Source organism: Bacillus sp. UNC41MFS5, assembly GCF_000686805.1.
On the sequence record NZ_KK366020.1, the window covers coordinates 35,480 to 57,497 of the forward strand.

General features: G+C 38.5%; 19 protein-coding genes. 12 read left to right on the forward strand and 7 right to left on the reverse strand.

What is annotated here, in order from left to right; genetic code table 11:
• Positions 1-203 precede the first annotated feature (203 nt).
• The 9 genes from BR30_RS0128895 to rlmH all read left to right on the forward strand — a co-directional run bounded on the left by BR30_RS0128895 (position 204) and on the right by rlmH (position 9,794).
• Positions 204-1,622: a peptidoglycan DD-metalloendopeptidase family protein gene (locus tag BR30_RS0128895; RefSeq protein ID WP_026568074.1), complete on the forward strand. Its 1,419-nt coding sequence runs from the start codon at positions 204-206 to the stop codon at positions 1,620-1,622.
• Positions 1,623-1,790: 168 nt separating this feature from the next.
• Positions 1,791-2,501, forward strand: a complete 711-nt coding sequence (yycF, locus tag BR30_RS0128900; RefSeq protein WP_026568075.1) for a response regulator YycF — start codon at positions 1,791-1,793, stop codon at positions 2,499-2,501.
• A 5-nt stretch (positions 2,502-2,506) separates the two neighbouring features.
• A complete protein-coding gene (gene walK / locus BR30_RS0128905; protein WP_026568076.1) occupies positions 2,507-4,333 on the forward strand; it encodes a cell wall metabolism sensor histidine kinase WalK in 1,827 nt (608 codons plus the stop codon).
• Entirely contained in the window at positions 4,330-5,652 is a 1,323-nt protein-coding gene (locus tag BR30_RS0128910; protein ID WP_026568077.1) for a YycH family regulatory protein, read from the forward strand. Before walK ends, BR30_RS0128910 begins: the two co-directional genes overlap by 4 nt.
• Positions 5,639-6,439 carry a two-component system regulatory protein YycI gene (locus tag BR30_RS0128915; RefSeq protein ID WP_026568078.1) on the forward strand — a complete coding sequence of 267 codons (801 nt, stop codon included), beginning with the start codon at positions 5,639-5,641 and terminating at the stop codon, positions 6,437-6,439. Before BR30_RS0128910 ends, BR30_RS0128915 begins: the two co-directional genes overlap by 14 nt.
• A gap of 6 nt (positions 6,440-6,445) precedes the next feature.
• Positions 6,446-7,240: an MBL fold metallo-hydrolase gene (locus tag BR30_RS0128920; protein ID WP_026568079.1), complete on the forward strand. Its 795-nt coding sequence runs from the start codon at positions 6,446-6,448 to the stop codon at positions 7,238-7,240.
• 415 nt (positions 7,241-7,655) lie between these two features.
• A complete protein-coding gene (locus BR30_RS0128925; protein ID WP_026568080.1) occupies positions 7,656-8,903 on the forward strand; it encodes a S1C family serine protease in 1,248 nt (415 codons plus the stop codon).
• 145 nt (positions 8,904-9,048) lie between these two features.
• Complete coding sequence (locus BR30_RS36325; RefSeq protein ID WP_373561756.1) at positions 9,049-9,213, forward strand: CxxH/CxxC protein; 165 nt, start codon at positions 9,049-9,051, stop codon at positions 9,211-9,213.
• A gap of 101 nt (positions 9,214-9,314) precedes the next feature.
• Positions 9,315-9,794 carry a 23S rRNA (pseudouridine(1915)-N(3))-methyltransferase RlmH gene (gene rlmH, locus BR30_RS0128935; protein ID WP_026568081.1) on the forward strand — a complete coding sequence of 160 codons (480 nt, stop codon included), beginning with the start codon at positions 9,315-9,317 and terminating at the stop codon, positions 9,792-9,794.
• 65 nt (positions 9,795-9,859) lie between these two features.
• On the opposite strand, the gene BR30_RS0128940 is transcribed toward rlmH, so the two are convergent.
• The gene (locus BR30_RS0128940) at positions 9,860-11,050 is read right to left on the reverse strand and encodes an MFS transporter (protein ID WP_026568082.1); all 1,191 of its coding nucleotides are present in this window, start codon (positions 11,048-11,050) and stop codon (positions 9,860-9,862) included.
• 699 nt (positions 11,051-11,749) lie between these two features.
• Here BR30_RS0128940 and BR30_RS0128950 point away from each other — a divergent pair.
• Positions 11,750-12,262, forward strand: coding sequence for a hypothetical protein (locus BR30_RS0128950; protein WP_026568084.1), 513 nt, complete (start codon positions 11,750-11,752; stop codon positions 12,260-12,262).
• A 413-nt stretch (positions 12,263-12,675) separates the two neighbouring features.
• Here the strand turns inward: BR30_RS0128950 and BR30_RS37535 are convergent, their stop codons facing one another.
• Complete coding sequence (locus tag BR30_RS37535) at positions 12,676-12,834, reverse strand: RNA-binding protein (RefSeq protein WP_197032433.1); 159 nt, start codon at positions 12,832-12,834, stop codon at positions 12,676-12,678.
• A gap of 391 nt (positions 12,835-13,225) precedes the next feature.
• Between BR30_RS37535 and BR30_RS34820 the strand changes: the two genes are divergently transcribed.
• Together BR30_RS34820 and BR30_RS35500 are read left to right on the forward strand one after the other, a co-directional pair.
• A complete protein-coding gene (locus BR30_RS34820) occupies positions 13,226-13,846 on the forward strand; it encodes a glycoside hydrolase family 25 protein (RefSeq protein WP_081825623.1) in 621 nt (206 codons plus the stop codon).
• 114 nt (positions 13,847-13,960) lie between these two features.
• On the forward strand, positions 13,961-14,257 hold the full coding sequence (locus BR30_RS35500; RefSeq protein ID WP_051633839.1) for an Ig-like domain-containing protein: 297 nt from the start codon (positions 13,961-13,963) through the stop codon (positions 14,255-14,257).
• 76 nt (positions 14,258-14,333) lie between these two features.
• On the opposite strand, the gene BR30_RS0128970 is transcribed toward BR30_RS35500, so the two are convergent.
• The 5 genes from BR30_RS0128970 to BR30_RS0128990 all read right to left on the reverse strand — a co-directional run bounded on the left by BR30_RS0128970 (position 14,334) and on the right by BR30_RS0128990 (position 22,017).
• On the reverse strand, positions 14,334-15,749 hold the full coding sequence (locus BR30_RS0128970; RefSeq protein ID WP_026568085.1) for a glycoside hydrolase family 18 protein: 1,416 nt from the start codon (positions 15,747-15,749) through the stop codon (positions 14,334-14,336).
• Positions 15,750-15,898: 149 nt separating this feature from the next.
• Positions 15,899-17,086 (reverse strand): amidohydrolase, encoded by a 1,188-nt coding sequence (locus tag BR30_RS0128975; protein ID WP_026568086.1) that lies wholly within the window; start codon positions 17,084-17,086, stop codon positions 15,899-15,901.
• 21 nt (positions 17,087-17,107) lie between these two features.
• Positions 17,108-18,511: an MFS transporter gene (locus BR30_RS0128980; protein WP_026568087.1), complete on the reverse strand. Its 1,404-nt coding sequence runs from the start codon at positions 18,509-18,511 to the stop codon at positions 17,108-17,110.
• A 255-nt stretch (positions 18,512-18,766) separates the two neighbouring features.
• Positions 18,767-21,109 carry a helix-turn-helix domain-containing protein gene (locus BR30_RS0128985; protein WP_026568088.1) on the reverse strand — a complete coding sequence of 781 codons (2,343 nt, stop codon included), beginning with the start codon at positions 21,107-21,109 and terminating at the stop codon, positions 18,767-18,769.
• 134 nt (positions 21,110-21,243) lie between these two features.
• The gene (locus BR30_RS0128990) at positions 21,244-22,017 is read right to left on the reverse strand and encodes an IclR family transcriptional regulator (RefSeq protein ID WP_026568089.1); all 774 of its coding nucleotides are present in this window, start codon (positions 22,015-22,017) and stop codon (positions 21,244-21,246) included.
• Between the last annotated feature and the right edge of the window lies 1 nt (position 22,018).

The window sequence follows — 22,018 nt, forward strand, 5'->3', positions numbered from 1 at the left end:
ATGTATATACCTTATTTTTACCAAAAAGAACAATTCCTCCCTGCTAAAAATGTCAGCAATTATACAGTTTTGTTACAGTATAAAGACTATTAATCTATTTACAAAAAGGTATGGTAAAGTGGAGAAGGTCTAAAATTCTGGGGAATTCTTTAATTGTAAAAACAATAGATTAAGAGGGTTTAACCGTGGTTTAGGGAGGAAAAATGTTATTTTTAGATAAAATATCTCAAACAAAAAAGTTATTACTCAAAACGACCATTGTGACTACCATGGCATCATCACTGATTGCCTTTAGTAACGGTCCGGTTGCATTTGCTGATACATCAGAATCATCGAAGGATTATCATGTCTATCTTGAAGGTACATATATAGGTAATGTTACGGATAAGAATGTGGTGAATAAAATCATTGCTGAAAAAGCCACTGATACCGATCTTATGCAGCAAATTCAAGACGTTCCATATCAAGTATTTCCAACGGCTGAAACGGAGACAGAAACAGTTCAGACCATCCGAAATATCTTCCAGCTTCAAACAGAGGCGTCTGCCATTGTGATTGACGGGAAACCAGTTGCTTATGTAGAGAATCAAAAGACAGCGGAAGAAGTTATGAAGAAACTGATTCAACACTATGTGCCTGAGGATCAATTAGCTGAACTTAAGGAACGAAAAGCTTCAGACAATACGAACTTACCAGCATTAAAAGAAAATGAGTCTCGCTTATTAGACGTACGACTTTCTAAAAATGTTTCATTTTCAAATGAAAATACAGTTCCAGAAAAAATCATGTCAGTCGAAGAAGCAGTTACCTTTTTACAAAAAGGGACGCTAACAGAAACGAAATATACAATCCAAAAAGGCGATGTACTTGAAATCATTGCCCATGATCACCGTATGAAGCTGGCGGACATCTTAGCGGTGAATCCTGGACTGGCTGAAGATAAACTCCTAAAGATCGGCAAGAACATTAATATGACTGTTCCAAAACCGTTTATTGAAGTGATTGTGGATAAAGAAGTAAACAAAAAGGAAGAAATTCCTTATAAAAAGAATGTGATTAAGGATAAAACTCTGTTAAAAGGAAAAACAAAGGTCAAACAAGAAGGAAAAAGCGGTGCTCGCTCCGTAACCTACAAAATTTCCGAACAAAATGGTGTCACTGTAAACAAGGATGAGGTAAATGAAACGATTCTTGAACAGCCTGTTAATGAGATTGTCATCAAAGGAACAAAGGTAATCCCATCACGCGGCGACGGTACTTTTGCCTGGCCAACCGTTGGTGGTTATATTTCAAGTAAGCAAGGTCCTAGATGGGGAAGAATGCACAAAGGGATTGATATTGCTAGACCAAGCAACAGAACCATCAAGGCAGCTGATAATGGCGTAGTTGTTTCTGCAGGCTGGGGAGGCGGTTATGGTAATAAAATTGTAATTGACCATGGAAATGGTTACCGTACTCTATATGGCCATATGTCTTCGCTTAAGGTTAGAGTAGGTCAGAAGGTTTCCAAGGGTTCCGCCATTGGAATTATGGGGGCTACAGGAGATGCTACAGGTGTTCACTTGCATTTTGAAGTCTATAAAAACGGCAGCTTGGTAAACCCACTTTCTTATTTAAGATAAAAGATGAGTCTCTAGCTTAAAGCTAGAGGCTTTTTATTCTTCCAGCCTTACCAATTGGTTATAGGTGAATTTATGTGAATAACATGATACAGTAAAATAGTATAGTTATGACTTCTAGTCCTATTTTATTAAATAGATGAAAATGAAAAATTGAAAAGGAGCAATGGTATGGAAAAGAAAATTCTTGTTGTTGATGATGAAAAACCAATTGCTGATATTCTCCAGTTTAACTTAAAAAAAGAAGGATACGTTGTCTATTGCGCTTATGACGGGAATGAAGCAATTGAATTGGTTGAAGAAATACAGCCAGATTTAATCCTTTTAGATATTATGCTTCCCTTACGTGATGGAATGGAAGTATGCCGAGAAGTACGAAAGAAATATGAAATGCCGATTATCATGCTGACAGCAAAGGACTCTGAAATTGATAAGGTCTTAGGACTTGAGTTGGGTGCCGATGATTATGTGACGAAACCGTTTAGCACTAGAGAACTAATTGCCCGCGTCAAGGCTAATTTACGTCGTCATCAACAAATTCTGACACCGGCAGATGCTGAATCTGAAACGAATGAAATTGAGATAGGATCACTGACCATTCATCCAGATGCCTATATCGTTTCAAAACGCGGTGAAACGATTGAGTTGACCCACCGTGAATTTGAATTGCTATTCTATTTAGCAAAACATATCGGCCAAGTGATGACAAGGGAACATCTCTTACAAACCGTTTGGGGTTACGATTACTATGGTGACGTCAGGACAGTCGATGTAACAGTGAGAAGATTGCGGGAAAAAATTGAGGACAGCCCTAGCCATCCAACGTGGATTGTGACACGGCGCGGGGTAGGATACTATTTGCGCAATCCTGAACAGGAGTAAAAGGAATGAAGAAGGTTGGTTTCTTTAGCTCTATACACGTAAAGTTCGTTATCATCTATGTCCTCCTTATATTAGTGGCCATGCAAATTATCGGTGTTTATTTTGTCAAACAGTTGGAGGAAACATTACTGTCCAACTTCCAAACATCGTTAAAACAGCGGGTTGATTTGCTTGCCTATAATATTGTCGAGGAAATGGAGAAGGAGAGAACGCCTGAAGATCCAACACTCGAAGAAGATATCAAAAAAATCCTTAGGGACTTTGATGCAGGTGATATTTCAGAAGTTCAGGTAGTTGAAAACAACTCCCTGAAAATTCTTGGTACCTCCCATCCTAGTAACCAAGGAGTGGTTGGTCAACGAACCACCAAACTTCAAGTGAAGCAATCGATGGTATTAGAAGAGAACCAAAGTTCCATTAATATCGATAAACAAACCGGACATCGGATTTGGGTCCTCTCTAAACCAATTAAGTCGGGGAAAAAGGTTATCGGTTCCATTTATTTGGTAGCTAAAATTGAGAATGTCTTTGAACAAATGAAAACAGTCAATAAGATTTTTGCTACTGGTACAGCGATTGCTTTATCCATTACCGCTCTGTTGGGTATTTTGTTAGCCCAAACTATCACCAGGCCGATTGCTGATATGAAGAAGCAGGCGATAGCGATGACCAAGGGGAACTTTTCAAGAAAAGTTAAGGTCTATGGCAATGATGAAATTGGGACACTGGCGATTACTTTTAACAATTTAACGAAGAAACTGCAGGAAGCACAGGCTATGACCGAAGGGGAACGAAGAAAACTTTCCTCTGTTTTGTCTTATATGACCGATGGTGTAATCGCCACCGACCGAAAAGGCCGAGTCATTTTGATCAATGAACCGGCGGCTGAAATGCTGAATGTTTCACGTGAAACAGTGCTGACACAGCCTATCGTTTCGTTACTTGATTTAGATGATACCAATTCCTTTGAAGACTTATTGGAAGAAAAGGATTCAATTATTTTAGATTATAGTACTAAAAAGGAACGCTATTTTCTGCGTGCCAATTTCTCCGTGATTCAAAAAGAGACAGGCTTTGTCAATGGTTTAATTGCCGTTCTGCATGATATTACCGACCAAGAAAAAATTGATGCGGAACGGAGAGAGTTTGTCGCCAATGTATCCCATGAACTGCGGACACCGCTGACAACGATGAGGAGTTACTTAGAGGCCCTCGCAGATGGTGCCTGGCGGGATGAGGAGATTGCTCCGAACTTTTTAGAAGTGACGCGGACTGAAACAGAACGAATGATTCGTCTAGTGAATGACCTGCTCCAGCTTTCAAAAATGGATAGTACGGATTATCGACTGACGATTGAGTGGGTTAACTTTGTTGATTTCTTTGACCGCATTATTGATAGGTTTGAAATGTCTAAGGAGCAAAACGTTACCTTTAAGCGAAAGCTTCCAAAGCATGCTATCTTTGTTGAAGTGGATGAAGATAAAATGACACAGGTTTTATACAATATTATTTCTAATGCCTTAAAGTACTCACCAGAAGGCGGCCAAGTCACTTTTTCGATGAAAGAAATGGACGATAAAATTATTGTGAGCATTTCAGACCAAGGGGTCGGAATTCCAAAAGAGAATATTAAAAATATTTTTGACCGTTTTTATCGTGTGGATAAAGCGAGAACGCGGAAATTAGGCGGTACAGGCCTAGGTTTGGCGATTGCAAAGGAAATGGTTAATGCTCATGGCGGGGCAATCTGGGCAACAAGTGAGGAAGGAAAGGGAACAAGAATCTCCTTTTCACTCCCATATGAACGTTCTGAAGAGGATGAATGGTCATGAGATACGAGAATATTAAATCAGGAATTCTAATCGTACTAGTTTCGGTCAGTATCTTGCTAACTTGGAACCTTTGGACGTACCAACCGAATTATGAAACGATGAAAAGCAACGACTATGTAAAAGAGGTCTCGTTAAGTGAAAAACAAGAGGTTCAAAAAATTGTCAGACCTGACCAGCTGCTTTACCATGTCAAAGGTCAGCATTACGGGACCAATAACACAGATGAAATGGAAAAGGTGATTAAGGAACTCAGCCGTTGGACCTTTTTTGATGTGAAAAAGTATACGAACGAAGTCAAAAGCATCAAGGAATTAATCCATGGCAGCGGCAATACGGAAATTATTTTTCCGGGTGATGTCCCGATTGAGTTATATCGCAGTGTATTAAATATTGAAGGAAAAAAAATACCTGCCTTCAACTTCAATCGAATCATTATTAATACAGAGAATTCCGCAAAGGAAAATGGGATTGTTTATTTTGTTTCCACCGAGAGCCAACAAGTTTATATTAGTCACATCTCTTCTGCAAATTTAAATGAGTTTAACCGCAATTTTTATTCGAAGGCAGCAAAATATTCGCGTTATTTTGCTTATCAAGCATCTGAAAAACGGACCATTTTCCTGCCGGAGGCGGCCACAGAGATGACTACCTATAAATATTTGCCTGTTACCCTTGATTCTGAAGAATTCAAAGAAGCCCTTTTTAGCGACCCTAGTTTTGTCCAAAAGAGCTTTGTCCCATCAGGTGAGGAGTACACAAACGATTCTAGTAAAATGACGGTGAATTTTGAAAGTAATCTCCTCAGATACGTCAATCCGACTGTAGAAGAGAATTTTATCGACACTTCTTATGATTTAGTGAAACGAAGCATTGATTTTGTCAATCAACATGGCGGTTGGACAGACCCATATCGCTATGTTGATAAAAATGAGTATACCCATACCGTCACCTTCCGTTTATATAGTATGGACGGCTACCCTGTCTTTAATGGAAATGGCATGACTGAAATTAGTGAGGTTTGGGGCCGCGATGAGATCAATAAGTATATTCGTCCAAACATAGCCTTAGAACTCCCATTAACCACAGAGATGGTAAAGGTGACTCGTCCTTCAGGTCACGATGCTTTGAAATTCTTACAAAATAAAAAGAATTTTAAGCCGGGCCTACTTGAGGATATGATCTTGGGCTATCGGATGGAACGGGATTCAAAGGAGAATAAACTAATCGTCTTAGAACCTGCCTGGTTCTATCGCTATGATAATTCATGGGGACAGATTACGATGGAAGATCTAGGAGGATCACAGCATGGATTGGAGTAAGATAAAAACGATTTTTATTATCACCTTCTTAATCTTAGATGTGTATCTCTTATATCAATTCATGAAAATCCGTGATGCTAATAAATATGAGGTCATTTCTGAGGCCTCGTTTGAAGAAAAGTTAAAAGCAGATGAAATCACGTATAAAAACTTTCCTAAGGATCCGATTAAAGCACAGTATCTTAGTGCCAAGCCCAAGGTGTTTACTCAGGTTGATACGGATAAGCTGAAAGGGAAATCTGAGGACATAAGGGGTACGGGAACGACAACGCTCCATGTCACACTAGAAAAGCCAGTTAAGATTACGGCAAAGTTTGAACCGGCCGAGTTGTCTACTTTTATGAAAGACAATGTCCTTTTTGGTGAGAATTATCAATTTGGGGAGAAAAGTGACAAGGATTATTCAATCACTTACTTTCAGACCTCAGAGAATGTCCCTTTATTTAAAAATATAAATGGGATGATTACATTTAAAATCGGTGATAAGAACCAAATTGTCTCCTATGATCAGACCTACCTGGTGGAGATGGAAAAGTTAACGGCCAAGGAAGAAATTTTGGCGCCGTTAAAGGCGATTGAAACCTTACATCAAAAGGGGATGTTGAAGTCGAAGAGCAATATCACCACGATTGAACTTGGTTATTCCACACTCATTCAGTTGGCAGCTTCCCAAGTATTAGCGCCCACATGGCGCTTTGAGGTCGATGGCAAGGAGAGCCTATTTGTGAACGCATTTGAAGGGCAGATTATTCAATTTAACAGCGATGAAAAAAGTAAAGTGGAGTGAAATCGTATGTCTTTAAGTTATAGCATTCTTGCAAGCGGGAGTACAGGAAACGCTCTATATGTAGAGTCTGATGAGCATTCGTTTCTTGTGGATGCGGGGTTTAGCGGCAAGCAAATGGAGGCACTTTTTGGACAAATTGATCGTGATATTAGTAAGCTTTCCGGAATATTTGTGACGCATGAGCACAGTGACCATATTAAAGGGATTGGTATTCTTGCTCGTAAATACCATTTGCCTGTGTATGCGAATGAAAAAACATGGCGGGCCATGGAAAGTTCAGTCGGTGCTATTCCAACGGAACAAAAATTTGTTTTTAATATGGAAACAGTGAAGAGTTTTGGTTCTGTTGATATTGAGTCATTCGGGGTATCCCATGATGCGGCGGAGCCCATGTTTTACGTATTCCACCATTCTGGGAAAAAACTCGTCCTTATCACGGACACGGGCTATGTTAGTGACCGAATGAAGGGTACTATTTCGAATGCCGATGTTTATATTTTTGAATCTAACCATGATGTGCAGATGCTGCGGATGGGTAGATACCCTTGGAATATTAAGCGTAGGATTTTAAGTGATGTCGGCCATGTTTCCAATGAGGATGCAGCTTTGGCAATGAGTGATGTCATTGGCGATCAAACCAAGCGAATTTACCTTGCCCATTTAAGCATGGATAATAACATGAAAGACTTAGCCAAAATGGCAGTTTCCCAAACCCTTCAGGAGCGTGGTCTAATTGTCGGCGAACAATTCGGACTCTACGATACAGACCCGAAAATACCAACAGCATTAACTGCTGTGTAGCATTTTAAAAAGAATGAGGAGCCTTCTTATAGGCATCTCATTCTTTTTTTTAGCTATGCTAAGGATTAGTCTAATGCCAAAAACAGTGGCTGCCGGGCTTTTTGATTCCTATTTCATAAAGCCTGTTTGCGCTATTAGATCGCAGAAGAGGTTAATAAGGACGGCTCATAAAGCCTGACGGTGCTAATAAATCATTAAAGAGGTTAATAAGAATGTGTTTTTGAGCCGTCTTAAACATCCCAATTCACATGCCGTGCAAAGAAAGCGCGCTTCTTGTTAAAAATCTATGAACAAAGTCGTAAGTTTTTATTAATACATGGTAATACATTAGTAATTTAAAGATGAGCGAGTATAATTGTAATTATAAGCCAAAATAAACGGTAGCAATCTTTCGGAAAGTGAGGAATGGTGTATAGTGGGTTATTATGATGATCAATCACAAAACCGCTTCAGGGAACAGAAAGGAAATCGAGGCGGGGTTTTCCTTGCCAGTATCGTTGGGGCCATCCTTGGAGCCATTCTAGTTATAATTTCTATTCCTGCCCTATCAAATCGTGGCATTCTTCCCTATCAAATTGAAACAAATCAAAACAATGCTGTAGAATCAACTACCAATAATAATAATCAGAATCAGAATTTCACTCAAAAACAGATTTCCTATGATGTGAACACAAACACAACGAAAGCAGTTGATAAGGCTGCGGATGCCGTTGTCGGAATTAATAATATCCAGTCATCAAACTTTTGGTCCGACGATGAAGCGGCTTCAGAAGAAGAAGCAGCCGGAACTGGCTCTGGCGTGGTCTATAAGAAAGCAGGCGGAAAGGCTTACGTTGTCACGAATCACCATGTGGTTGAAGGAGCAACAAAGCTAGAGGTAAGCTTTAGTGATGGGACAAAGATTCCAGCTAAACTGCTCGGCAGTGATGTTTGGACGGATTTAGCGGTGCTTGAGGTTGATGCGGCCAAGATTAAAAAGGTGGCTGAGTTTGGTGATTCGGATAGTTTAAAAATGGGCGAACCGGTCATCGCCATCGGAAATCCGCTTGGTGCGACTTTTTCTGGATCGGTTACCCAAGGAATCGTCTCTGGTCTAAAGCGGACGATTCCCGTTGATATTAATCAAGATGGCTTAATTGACTGGAATGCAGAGGTACTGCAAACAGATGCCGCAATCAATCCTGGTAACAGCGGCGGGGCATTGATTAATATTGCAGGACAGCTTGTTGGAATTAACTCCATGAAGATTGCCCAAAATGCTGTAGAAGGAATTGGTTTATCGATTCCTATTAACTCGGCACGGCCGATCATTGATGACCTTGAAAAGTTTGGAACGGTTAAGCGTCCTTACATGGGAGTTGATTTAAAATCAGTCTCTGAAATTCCTGCCTACTACCAAGAAGAAGCATTGAAATTACCTCGAGATATCAATTACGGCGTTGCCTTAAGACAAGTTGTACCGAATTCGCCAGCAGCGCAAGCCGGTTTGCAAGAGTTAGATGTTATTGTCGAGATGGATGGGGTAAAAATGAATGATGTCATTGATCTTCGGAAGCATTTGTACCAGAAAAAGAAAATTGGCGAGCAATTGAAGATTAAATATTACCGTGATGGAAAGTTGAAGCAAACGACTTTAACATTATCAGGGGATACAACCCAATAATATTCGATAAAAAACAGGAAGGTGAACAAGTCACTTTCCTGTTTTTATTTGTGGTATTATGTATAAGTTATTGAGGGATCTTGTATGACAGTCGATTATCGTGCAAACAATAATATTAAATAATAAGTGTTAGAAAGGTTGACGGATGAAAATGATTTATAGCTGTGAGGAACATGTGGATATTGCTTTAGATGATATTGTGGATGAATTCGAGACATTTCCGGTTTTATCGAAAATAGATGGGGATAACTTATCAACACACTGTGAATATTGTCAAAATCAAGCTACATATGTTGTGGCGAACAAGTGATTCCATACAAGATGTGGATAAAAAATGTGAATATGTGGATAACTTCTGTGGATATCTTGTTTGTAAACTGTTTGTAATAAAGTTGAAAAGGGCTGTGGATTGTGAATATCTCCATTATTACGGTTGGCAAATTAAAAGAGAAATATTTAAAGCAGGGTATTGAGGAATATTTAAAACGGCTGACGGCTTATGCAAAGGTCGACGTGATTGAAGTTCCTGATGAAAAAGCACCAGAAATATTAAGTGAGTTGGAAATGGTGCAAGTAAAGCAAAAAGAAGGCGAACGAATTTTAGCAAAGATTAGCCAAGATACATATGTTATTGCCTTAGCGATTCAAGGAAAATTAGGATCATCCGAAGAACTAGCGGATTCACTAGATAAACTTGCGACCTATGGAAAAAGTAAAATAGCTTTTGTAATTGGCGGATCGCTGGGGTTGAGTGAGGAAGTTATCAAACGATCGAATGAGCAGCTTTCCTTTTCACGGATGACCTTCCCCCACCAACTGATGAGACTCATCCTCGTTGAGCAGATTTATCGAGCGTTTCGGATTAATAGGGGTGAACCTTATCATAAATAGCCTTTCTTCTTTATTAGAGTGTGTTTATTTTATTTGAAAGTTACCCCAAAAAACCCGCTTGAAACTTATGCGGGTTTTGTTTGTTTTTGGTCTAAGTGATGGCTTAGAAAAGTTAGCAGACTTGCAAAGATAGCAATCAACCCGCCGACCCATGTTACACTCATCAAATTCCCTTGATGGTAAACCAGTCCACCCACTGCGGAACCCAAGGCAATACCGACATTGCTTGCGACTGGCATCAGAGAAGCAGCGAGGCCTGTCGCTTTTGGTTGATAAATGCCTGCAAGGTCAATCAAATAAAGCTGGGTAGATGTTGTTAGAAGGATGGCCATTAATGACATCAAGCCAATGTTAATCAATCCAAAGAGCAAATTATTTGTCGTCCAATATAAACTGACCAGAACAATGGCTTGGACAAGAAAAACAATGCGAAGGCGCCCAATCGCATTGAAGCTGGCGATTTTACCAGCAAGTATGTTGCTGAAAATCGAAATAAATCCGTAGCCAAACAATATCAAACTGATTGAATTACTCGGTGCTTCCATTCCATTCAGGATCGGTACAAGGTACGTATAAACGGCATACGTCGCTCCAAATCCTAAAGATGGAATGAAAAATGCCATTAAGATTCGCGGGTGTGTCAACAAAGAAAATTGATCACGCATGGAACTTCGATATTGACTGAGCTTCTTAGGCAAAACGAAGAAAGATGCCAAAAACGCAATTCCCCCCAGAAAGGTTGTTAACAGAAAGGTTGCATTCCAGTTATACCATTCAGCGATGGCAGTGCCAATTGGTACTCCAACCACGTTTGCAAGAGTAAAACCACCGAAAACAAATGATATGGCAAGTCCTCGTTTGGCGCTTGGAATGGTTTCACTTGCAACAATCATGGCAAGGGAGATTAAAACTCCTGTTACAATCGCCGTCATCATCCGAAGTACAAGAAGCATGATGTAGCTCGTCGAAATCACACAGAAAGCATTCAGGATGATGAACGATCCTATCAAAAACAACATCCATTTACGCTTAGGAAAATGACTTGTTGCGCTCATCACGAGTGGTGTGGCAATGGCAAATGTAATGGCAAACGCAGAAACGAGTGTGCCTGCTTTTTCATTTGCTATATGGAGACCGGAGGAAATATCGGTTAAAATCCCGACGATAACAAATTCGCTTGTTCCGAGAACAAATGTTAATAAAGAAAGTGTAAAGATGAGCAACCAATGTCGCTTGGATAATTTAGTAGAGTACATAAATACCTCTTTTCCTAGATGAATGTAAATGTGAAACAAGGTAGTAAACAATTTAATCATCATACCATAAAACATTTTTACTAGGAAAGCTCATACTTTTTACCAGTCGTTTATTATCTACAACCTTTAAAGACCAGCTATGGTTGTTTTTAGATATCGTATATATTTGCACGTTATGTATAAAATAATGTGCATATACTTAAAGATGGTGTCTAATATGAAAACAGTGTTGCTTTTCTTTATTTTAGCAATGGTATCCTTTATTTCCTTGTACATTTTGATGAAGAAAATGAACGTCACGAACGTCCTGGGCTGTTATTTTTTATCCAATATTCTAATTACAAATACAGGTGTAATTATTAATTTAAATTTAAAATTCACAAAGCAAGATCCAACAAGTCAGTTAATTTTTTGGACACAAAAAATTCCTGAGTTATCACTCAAGCCAGCCTTACTTTTATGGTTAATTTATATTTTGTTCTCTAAGAGAACCTTTTTTAGTAAATTTATCCATCTTTTCATATTCTTAACGGCACTTATTTCTATTGAAATATATTTCGTTCAAATTGGATATTTGGAATGGGTAAATTGGAATGTATTTTATGGATATTTGAGATACAGTCTAATTATTTTATTATTGGCTATTTACTCCTTTTATTTAGAAAAACTTATTAATAGAGACAAAGAGGTGAAGACTAGATGATTTTACCTCTACCTAAGCAATTTGATGCAAATGAAATATTTATTATTATTTCCACAGTTTTATCTTGGGTCCTCATGTTTAAATTACCTAGACACTTATCTGCCGTAACCATCACTATTATTTGGACATTTAATGTCTTTCTTGCCTTGTTGGCCGATATTACCATTGGTGTAGAACCAAATGACTTTTACTATACAATCGATCATAAGACACATGAACTATTTGATGTATTATTGCACTTTGTAACTTACCCTACTATTCCTTACTTTGTAGTAAACTTCTATCAACATAATAAACCCAAGGGTTTAAAGCTTCTATTTTATATTATTTTTTGTGCAGGGGTAGCGATTGCTCTTGAATGGATTTCATTGAAATTTCATGTTTTTACATATACGGGCTGGAAATTGTATTTATCCTTTTTCACTTATTTAATTGTATTTGCCGCTAACATTTGGCTTTCGAACTTTATTGAAAAGAAACACCCTTATAAAGGGGCTTCAACTAATTGATGTAACCTTTTTCTCTTGAGGAGGAATGGGTATGGATGAAATTGACTCTCAAATTATTACAAGAAAACTCTCGAAGACAATGGAAGGAAATCCGAGGGTCCGCTCTTATCGATTGGGGAATCAGGTTCAGCACCCGATCTGATAAATAGACGGAAAAATTTCGCTTACTTAGTAATTATCATTAAAAATAGCCTAAATAGAAGGAGAAATTCCGCCTATTTACTAGAAAAACTTGAAAATGGGGGATTTTGCACTGCATAGCCGGAAAAAATTCCCTTATTTCCCCCGAAACGAGCTCCATTCTGAATCTAACCGGAAAATGTCCGCTTATTTTACTTTCGCTGGTTAATTAAAAAAGGACAAGTCGTTAGAATGTCAATTGGCAACTAACGACTTGTCCTATTTTAAATATTTTAAGCTGCTTCCTGCTGGAAGCAAGGATCATTGAAGTATACAACTTCAGATAGAATTTTACTACCCTTCATATGTTTGAGAGCCTCTCTTGCTGCATCTTCAGTTTCATATTCAAACATGGAAATATTTGAATCTAAATAACGAGTGATAATCCACATAAAAATTCCTCCTATTTTAAAATTCATTTCTGTCCTACAGACAGACGTCTAAAACTTGGCTAAAGATATATAACCTCAAGGATGATTTAGCATGATGGATTTAAAAAGGTAATTATTCATTTGCTCATACCTATGATAATTCAATAATGGAAAAAAATAAAATGCTATAAAATTATAATTACAAATAAAAAAAACTAATATGGTAAAATTTAGGTAATAAAGTGCCTGTCGCCACCCGCATTTTGTCAAATTTATCGATATTATTCGGGGCGTGACAGACACTGTTCATTATTACCAATTACTTTATACTTACTCCTAATCTATCCCTAATTATGATAGAAACATAAACTAGTAGTTGTGGATTCGATCGTTTTTTTCTGTTGTTGTTCTGATGAGCGTTCTTGCAACGGGCCATTCGACGGCTTGGGCGTATGGACTAATGCAGCCAGCGACAAGCGCAAATTTAAAAGGAATTGATGTATCACATTGGCAAGGAACCATTGACTGGAATCAGGTTAAAAACTCTGGAATAGCCTTCGTGTATGCAAAGGCCTCCAAAGGTACAACAGTTACCGACGAAATGTTTTCTGCTAATGTTCAGGGAGCAAGGGCAGCATCACTGCCAATCGGTGCATACCACTATGCAACTCCGAGTGCACCATATAACCCTGACCAAGCAAAAGCTGAAGCGCAATATTTTGTTAGCGTGATGCAGAATGGAGGAATGGGCGATTTTGGGGATATCATGCCTGTTCTTGATTTAGAAGAACCTGCCGCAACTGGAACACTAACCTCCGATGAAATAGCCAGTTGGGCCAGAGTCTTTGTCGATACGGTGAAGTCACTGACGAATCGGCAGGTAATGGTCTACTCAGGTGATTGGTTTGCAGAGCAGTACAACGATTTTGGAGGTCAGCTTTCAGATCTTCCCGTTTGGATTGCCGCATGGACACGCTATGGCAATACTCAACCACCGGCAGTTGGCGGGTGGACCGAGTGGACGGCTTGGTAGTATAGTGACCAAGGTAAAGTTCCAGGAATAACGGGATATGTAGATTTAGATTATGGTCCAGTGTCGATCGACGCTTTGCGGGGGAACCTGACAACACAGACTACTGCACAAACTGTGACCAATGTGGTGGCCAGCAGCAGCCAATTTAACACGGGCAATTATGCAAAACTAACCACGACAGTGAAAGACGGCAGCGGTAACCCTTTGAGTGGTGCAACGGTAGCATTGACCGTGAAAAATCCAAGAGGCAGCGTTACATCGGTTTCTGGTAAAACGGATGCTAATGGTACGTATTCCTATAGTTACTTCATAGCCAAAAATTTACGTGGAACATTTAATGTTACCGCAACTACTACAATAGCAAGTTACAATTCAAGCAGTGCAAGCACAACGTTCAACGTTGTAAAGTAAATTAAAAAAGTGCCTGTCACCACCCGTATTTTGTCAATTACATCGACATTATTCGGGGAGTGACAGGCACTTTTCATTACAACAGTTTTTTAATCGTAAAATTGTCCCTTAATAATGCCCAGTTCTCTGGATAAGGATAACCCAATGCCCAGTAACTGACGCCTCGCAAGTTGTAGTCTTTTACCATATTGAATTTTGCTTGAGCACTTCGGGCGTCTTCGAACCAAACCTCATGTCCTTGACCTTTTTCATCCACATAGCGGAAGAATGGAGATTGGGCCGTTGTGTCATATTGGATGGAGGCTCCATATTTTATGGCACGTTTTAGGGCTTCCTGCGGGCTGAAGGTTTCCGCTTCTTGACCTTGAACATGTGGAAGTTTCCAATCCCGGGCATAAATTTGGAAGCCTAAAAAAATTTTTTCTGCCGGCATAACCGTCAGCGCATATTCTACTACTTTTCTCATTTCATTAATAGGAGATATCGCCTGCGGCGGCCCTAGCCGGTATCCCCACTCATACGTCATCAGCACGACGAAATCGGCAATTCTTCCATGTGCCTCGTAATCGTGCGCTTCATATAATAGACCCGCTTGAGTGGCACCCACTTTAGGTGCCAGCGCCGTTGATACAAAATATCCTTTTGGATGGAGACGATCTACTGTCTGCTGTAAGAACTGGTTATATAGCTCGCGGTCTGCTGGCAATACATTCTCAAAATCAATGTTTACTCCTTTATATCCTTTGCTATCCATGACTTGAAGAATATTGGTGAGGACCTTTTCTCTTATTTCTGGAGTAGCCAAAATAGTATGCGCGACATTTGATCCGGCGTGGGTTGAAGTGAAGTTGGTAACAGACATCATGGGTACGACATTATTGGACAATGACGCTTTAACCATGACTTCATCATTTTTTACGGGATTTAAGGTTCCATCTTCCGCAATGAGATAGGCAAATGGACTAAAATAAGTGAGCAAATTTCCTATTTCAGTAAGGGTTTGAACTACTCCTTCACTCGGTTGATACGAGTACGCATTGACTTCAATGGTTCGTTTTGCTCTCGGAATGACCAGTTGCTGACCGGGAGAAATTAAATTTGGATTTACAATTTGGTTTTCAGTAATGATTGCCTGAACCGTGGTTCCGTAGCGGCTGGCAATTTGCCATAAAGCCTCACCGGATTGGACAGTATGAGTGATTAAGGGGATGTAGAGAGTGGTCCCTGGATATATAAGATTCGGATTCGTTAATTGGCTTGCCTGAATAATCGCCGGAATCGTAACACCGTATTTTTGGGCGATAGACCATAATGTTTCCCCATATTTAACAACATGAGTCGTAACCGACTTTGGAATCACTAAAGCCTGGCCAACCACTAACTGATTGGCGTTTGGCAATTCATTTAGTTTAACAATGGAATTCATATTTACAGCATAACGATTGGCAATCTGCCAGAGCGTCTCGCCGGCGCTAACAACATGTATAATCATAATTAACCTCCATGGGCATTTTCGCTAGATTACTATATGTTTTGTAGCGAGAAAATGTGTAACCATTTGGGGGGCATTTAGCATATAAGCAAGAGTAAAACATTGAAAAAAAGCCACAATTTGTGGCTTTTTTATACTGTTATTAAACGTTAATCAATATTGTAATAACCACAAACGACTGTTCCAACTGCTTTTGCTGCTACTAAAAGAGCGTCTTCATCTATATCAAATTTAGGATGGTGGTTGAAGTATGGTTTTTCAATCCCTTTTGGTGTGCAGCAAATGTAGAAGAAGCAAGCAGGGAATTTTTTTGCATAATGGGCAAAGTCCTCTGAGGGAGCCATTGGTGCGAATTCTTGAACCTCCCTAATGTCTTTATCATTTGCATTTTTTAAGTAAGAAGCAACCATTTCAGTCACTTCAGGATTATTGTAAAGTGGTGGATAGTCCGGTGCATAGGTTAAGTCGCAGGTAACATTGAATTCTTCTTCAATTCCTTTTGCAATACGGCGAATTTCTTGTTCGATCGTTTCCCTCGTTTCTTCAGTCATCGCGCGGACGTCGCCTTCGATTTCAACGCTATCTTTAATGACATTAAATGTTCCTTTTCCATCAAATGAACCAATTGTTACTACACCCATATCAAATGGATTTAATCGGCGGCTAACAACTGTTTGAATCGCTGTAACAAAGTGAGCACCTGCAACGATGGAGTCATTTGCCAAGTGCGGTGAAGAACCATGTCCGCCAACACCTTGAACTTTTAATTTAAAGTAAGCCCGGCCCGGGAATACGTACCCGCTGTTATACCCTACTAAACCAGAGGGTCCAAGTGGTAATAAATGAATACCGAAGATATTGTCTAAATCATCTAATAAACCAGATTCAATCATGCCGATGGCACCACCTGGTGGTACTTCCTCGGCGGGTTGGTGAATAATTTTGATTGTACCAGCTAGTTCATCCTTTAATTGAATCAAACAATCTGCCAAAACTAACAGGTATGCTGTATGCCCATCATGGCCGCAGGCATGCATAACACCTGGATTTTTCGATCTAAACGGTACATCTGTTTCTTCTTCTATTGGAAGTGCGTCAAAATCTGCTCTCAGCCCAATGGTTTTCCCTGGTTTCCCACCTTTAATGGTGACTATCAATCCATGGCCTCCGCCTACTTTTGTATCCATATGAACATCTTTGCCTTTATAAAAATCCTCAATGTATTGGCTGGTTTTTTCTTCTTGGAAAGAAAGCTCAGGATGTTCATGCAAATGACGGCGTATCTGAATGATTTCTTCTTTGCGTTCTTCAAGCATTTGCATTAATTGATTTTTCATTGTAATTTCCCCCATTTAAAATTATGCGGCATGATCTTCTATTGTTTCATGACCTTCTTTACCTGCATTTTTAGGAACCATAAAGATAATTGATAGAAGTGCTAATACACCAAAGATAACATTGGTAATAATCCCCCAAGTTGCACCCAGCTCTAGGCTATTGGCTGACATGATGCCATAAATAGTGGCAGAAATCGCTACTCCAAAAGCGCTGCCTAGTGAACTTGCCATTTTATAAATACCAGCTGCTTCACCGACTTTATTTGATGGAGCATTTGATACGGAAGTATCAGTAGATGGTGTCGCATAAACCCCTAGTCCGAGACCGAATAAGGCGTATCCAATAAATACAACAACTGTATATGGTAAATCTGGTAAGAAAGTTAAGCCCATGATTGCGACACCAATTGTCGTAATCATTGTTCCCCATATCATCGGTTTTTTAGCACCAATTCTTTGCAAAATCTTCTCTCCGACACGAATCATAGCTAAAACGGCCACTAAGTAACCAAGTGATAACATTCCAGATTGAAAAGCACTAAATCCTCGACCAACTTGTACATACGTATTGGCAACAACCATTGTACCTGCAATGGCATTTAGCAAGAAGTTTGAAAATGTTGCACCAGCATATGGCTTATTTTTAAATAAAGAGAAATCGATAAGTACAACTTTTTTACTTTTTTCTACTTTTATAAAGATAATTGCCCCAACAATCATCACTACAGCCAAAATAAGGGAAATTGGGCTTGTCCAACCTAAATCAGATCCGTAGTTGATTAAAATGTTTAATACAAGCATTACAATAATAAAGATACCTAACCCAACAAAATCGAATTTGAATTTTCCTGTAGTTTCTGCTTTGCTCTCTGGAGTATCTTTAATTAAAAACATACCGAGAATGGCAAAAACAATAGAGAAAATGAAAATCCATCTCCAACCTAAGTAGGTAGCAATTAAACCACCAGCAAATGAACATACACCAGACCCACCCCAAGAACCGATAGACCAGTAACTGAGTGCACGTTGACGATCTGCACCTTCGTAATAAGTTTTTACTAAAGCAATCGTTGCAGGCATAATACATGCGGCTGAGAAACCTTGAATAATACGACCAATAATGAGAAGAGTTGCACCATTAGCAATTACTAAACAAAGAGAACCAATGATACTTAAAATTAGCCCAATATTGGTAATCTTCTTTCGACCTATTTTGTCAGCTAAACCACCCATTGCTACAATAAAGATACCTGAGAATAATGCTGTTAAACTTATACCTATATTTAAAGTCCCAAGGGAAATTCCTAAATCTTCTTGTACTGCAGGGACTACATTGACTAAAGATTGAGCAAATAGCCAAAATGTAATAACACCAAAGACAATCCCTGTGATTAATTTATTTGTTCCTTTATAGCTGTTTTCCATGTTTCCTACCTCCTGAGTAGAACATATAGGTTATTTTATAATTCCAAATAAGAGTAGATGTTAGAACATGAAAAGATTAGGAAACTACCGGTGTTTGTTCTTTTCGTTGATTATTATAAAACAAAGCCCCCTTTTATAAGGAGGCTTTGTTTGTTGTATATTATCCATTCCTACATGAAATTCTTAACACATGGAAATAGGCGATAAAAATGTACGGTATTTTTTTTACCTTAGAGTGTCCCGAGTCCACTAAAACTAGAAGAATACCTTTCGTATTTCAAAAAAGTGAATGGCATTGACAGTTAAGTATGAATACATGGTCCATACCCCGTCAATTGTTTCATCAAATACTTCTAATGATGGGTGACTTGAACGTGTAATATAGTCAATAATTTCCCGATCAATCCCAAATTCACTGTTGTTTTCCCACCACAGCTTATATAATGCACCATGGTTTTTATCAAAAATAAATTTCCGAATTTGATATTTCCCGCTAGGAATACCGTTAATCGTTACTCTCATTTCTTTCATTAATTTCTGAAGAAACGAATCTTCAATGGATAAAAAAGGGTTGATAATAGTTGAGTTCATTAGAACAAGCTGATAACCTAATTCGTTTTCTGTCATTATAAATAATGGTCCTCTAGCTATGATATTCCCGCGTAATCTGTTGAAAAATGACATAGCGAAAAATACCGGCCGTTTACCGTTAAAATAATGGAACATTTCCATTCCTTCTAATGGAATACTATTCATATCCAAGCTCTTTTCATGTGTCTCCGTGTTGATCCAGAAACCGAGCGTTTCAATCGTATCTGAAATACTAATCGCATCGTTAAAAACTAAAGCCCCGCGAAAAAAAGTACCATTAGTATAACGGGTATTACCCGAAATCGTGTTCCAAGTAATTAAATGAAGAGGTTTTTCGATAGAATGATGTTTTAAATATCGTTTTAATTTCTCCGTCTTTTCTTTAATGAAATCTTTTGCTAAATCAAAGCTCGTGTCATTTAGTTCTTGATAATCAATGATTTCATGTGTATTTGCTTGAAATGCAATAAAATCAAGATATTCACTTTGATGGAGGACCCAATGATAATGACTGTTTATAGCTGCTTGTTTAAATGAGAAGGGTAAAAAAACGCCTAGTCTAAGGTTAGGCATCATGGATTTTAGTAATCCATGTATTTTAAAATAAAAAAGTTCTAGTTCCTTCTGATTTGGATGGAAATCTAAAGCGTCATTAATCATGATGCACCACGATTCTACATAACTGTATCCAAACACTGTTACACAATGTTTAAAGAATCTCTGTAATTTTTCCAAATAGGCCTCTTGTTCAGCAGCAATCGGGTTATATCTAACATGAACATATAAAGATAAATGATTGGCTTTTAAAAATTCAATCGCCGCATCTGAATTATAATAAGGTGATGTAGTTGGAATTAATTCATCCGTTTCTACATCAGGGGCAATGGTTCTTCCCGTTAGCAGTTTATGTATCCCAATATATTTTATTTGTAAATCCTCTTTTGCTAATAATACTTGATTTCGTACGCTTTCTTTCTGCAGCTCCCTAAGTTCACCAATCATTAAAAGATTGTCTGGATGATGTAATTTCCGTTTAGGGGGAGACTGGATATCAATCGTTATGGATTCAAAATTTGTTTCAATATCACTAATCGTTTTTGTATCTTCACCTTTTGCAATTAAAAGTCTGAGCTTTATTAAAATTTCAGGTGAACTTAGAAGAGTTTCTTTATCTTCAATATGATAATTTTGGACGATTTTCACGTGTTCTTTCGCATTTTTTTCACGATATGAAAAAGGCGTTTCCCCATAGACCTCTTTAAATAAATTGGTAAAGGCTTTTGCGTTAGGAAACCCATGCTTCAATGCGATATAAGTAATGGAATCGTTTGTGTATAATAAATCCTTTAAGCTGTGTTTTAAGCGAATATTCATCATATATCGGGTAAACCCAATCCCTAATTGCTTTTTGAAATAACGTGAAAAGTAACTGAATGATAAATAAAACTTATTTGCGACTTCTTCTAATGTAAGCGGCTCATCATAATGCTGTTCAATGAATGCTATAATTCCTTTTAATCGCTCATCCTCCACATCTACATCAACATCGATTGTTTCATCTGCTTTAAATCGCCGAATCAAGATAAGTAAAATTTTAGAAATCCGTTCACTCATCTCTAGTTTATACCCTTCTTCTTTTCGAAAATAGATGACCATTATTTCAGCTAGAAGCTTTCGTAATTCTGTAATCGTATTTTCTTTTCCTCTATCAATTTCAGGAGAAAATAAATTGAAGGTATAGAAGCGATATTCAGGATAAAAGTGGGATAGAAATGAATCTGGAATACTCATTTTCAGTACAGTATTTTTTTTGATAGCGCGAATTTCATAAGGTTGGTTACGATTAATGACAAATAAATGATCGACATGTAACTGGTGCATGGATCGATCTGTTTCAACAACTAGTTCACCATCTAATACAAGGAGAATTTCAAGACCGGAGTAAATAGTTGTGGATGAATATTCAATATTCTGTATACGTAGCTGAATATCACTTAAAGATGGCATTTATTCCCCTCCTAAGCATTAGTTTTACTATCTAAATTAACATTTATTACAGTAACAAACTGAAAAAAATAAAAACTAAACGTTAATAAAAGGTGACCTCAAAATAAAAAAGCCCATTTAGGGCTTATCTCGATTCACTCTTTGTTTTTAAAGTGCTGATTGATAGTCTTACAAGTTTCGAGAAGGGCAGCCGCTAGCTTTTCTTCGTTTCCATAAAAGCGAGTAGATGGGAGCGGAATGGAGACAGCACTTAAATTTCCCATACCGTCCTTAATAGACGCACCTACGGCACAAATCCCATCAATATGCTCTTCCTTTGCAAATGCAACTCCTTTTTTATGAACCACTTCCAACTCCTTTAATAATTCATCCCGACTCGTAATGGTATTAGCAGTATAATGCAGCAGGTGCTCAGGTAACATTTTCGCCACTTCATCTCTAGGCATGGAGGTGAGAATGGCTTTTCCGTTTGCCGTGCAATGTAAGGGGAAGGATGCACCGGGTTGGGAAGTTGCCTGTAACGGATGCGGAGCGATAATTTGATCGACAAATAGCACCTTACCGTTATCCAAAACGGATAAATCTACCGTTTCATTGACTTGCTGCGATAGTTTTACTAAAAATGGCCTGATTTCTTCTCTTAAATCACTGTGAACAGCAGAAGCAAGCATGGCAATTTCAGGTCCAAGACGGTAACCGCCATTAATAGAAGATGCCGCCACAAACCGCTCCTGTTCTAGTGTTGTAACAATTCTTTGAACTGTAGACCGGGCCATGCCAACCTCTTTGGCAATTTGCGATAAGCTCAATCCTTTTCGGTGAACCCTAAGAGCCCTCAATATGTTAGCCGCTCGAGAGATTACCTGAACATTAGATGTTTTAGTTTGTTCCTGTCTGTCGTTGTTCATA

Coding starts and splice junctions, on each gene's coding strand:
- BR30_RS0128895 (WP_026568074.1), top strand. CDS start 204: ATGTTATTTTTAGATAAAATATCTCAAACAAAAAAGTTATTACTCAAA.
- yycF (WP_026568075.1), top strand. CDS start 1,791: ATGGAAAAGAAAATTCTTGTTGTTGATGATGAAAAACCAATTGCTGAT.
- walK (WP_026568076.1), top strand. CDS start 2,507: ATGAAGAAGGTTGGTTTCTTTAGCTCTATACACGTAAAGTTCGTTATC.
- BR30_RS0128910 (WP_026568077.1), top strand. CDS start 4,330: ATGAGATACGAGAATATTAAATCAGGAATTCTAATCGTACTAGTTTCG.
- BR30_RS0128915 (WP_026568078.1), top strand. CDS start 5,639: ATGGATTGGAGTAAGATAAAAACGATTTTTATTATCACCTTCTTAATC.
- BR30_RS0128920 (WP_026568079.1), top strand. CDS start 6,446: ATGTCTTTAAGTTATAGCATTCTTGCAAGCGGGAGTACAGGAAACGCT.
- BR30_RS36325 (WP_373561756.1), top strand. CDS start 9,049: ATGAAAATGATTTATAGCTGTGAGGAACATGTGGATATTGCTTTAGAT.
- BR30_RS0128940 (WP_026568082.1), bottom strand. CDS start 11,050: ATGTACTCTACTAAATTATCCAAGCGACATTGGTTGCTCATCTTTACA.
- BR30_RS0128950 (WP_026568084.1), top strand. CDS start 11,750: ATGATTTTACCTCTACCTAAGCAATTTGATGCAAATGAAATATTTATT.
- BR30_RS37535 (WP_197032433.1), bottom strand. CDS start 12,834: ATGTGGATTATCACTCGTTATTTAGATTCAAATATTTCCATGTTTGAA.
- BR30_RS34820 (WP_081825623.1), top strand. CDS start 13,226: ATGAGCGTTCTTGCAACGGGCCATTCGACGGCTTGGGCGTATGGACTA.
- BR30_RS0128970 (WP_026568085.1), bottom strand. CDS start 15,749: ATGATTATACATGTTGTTAGCGCCGGCGAGACGCTCTGGCAGATTGCC.
- BR30_RS0128975 (WP_026568086.1), bottom strand. CDS start 17,086: ATGAAAAATCAATTAATGCAAATGCTTGAAGAACGCAAAGAAGAAATC.
- BR30_RS0128980 (WP_026568087.1), bottom strand. CDS start 18,511: ATGGAAAACAGCTATAAAGGAACAAATAAATTAATCACAGGGATTGTC.
- BR30_RS0128985 (WP_026568088.1), bottom strand. CDS start 21,109: ATGCCATCTTTAAGTGATATTCAGCTACGTATACAGAATATTGAATAT.
- BR30_RS0128990 (WP_026568089.1), bottom strand. CDS start 22,017: ATGAACAACGACAGACAGGAACAAACTAAAACATCTAATGTTCAGGTA.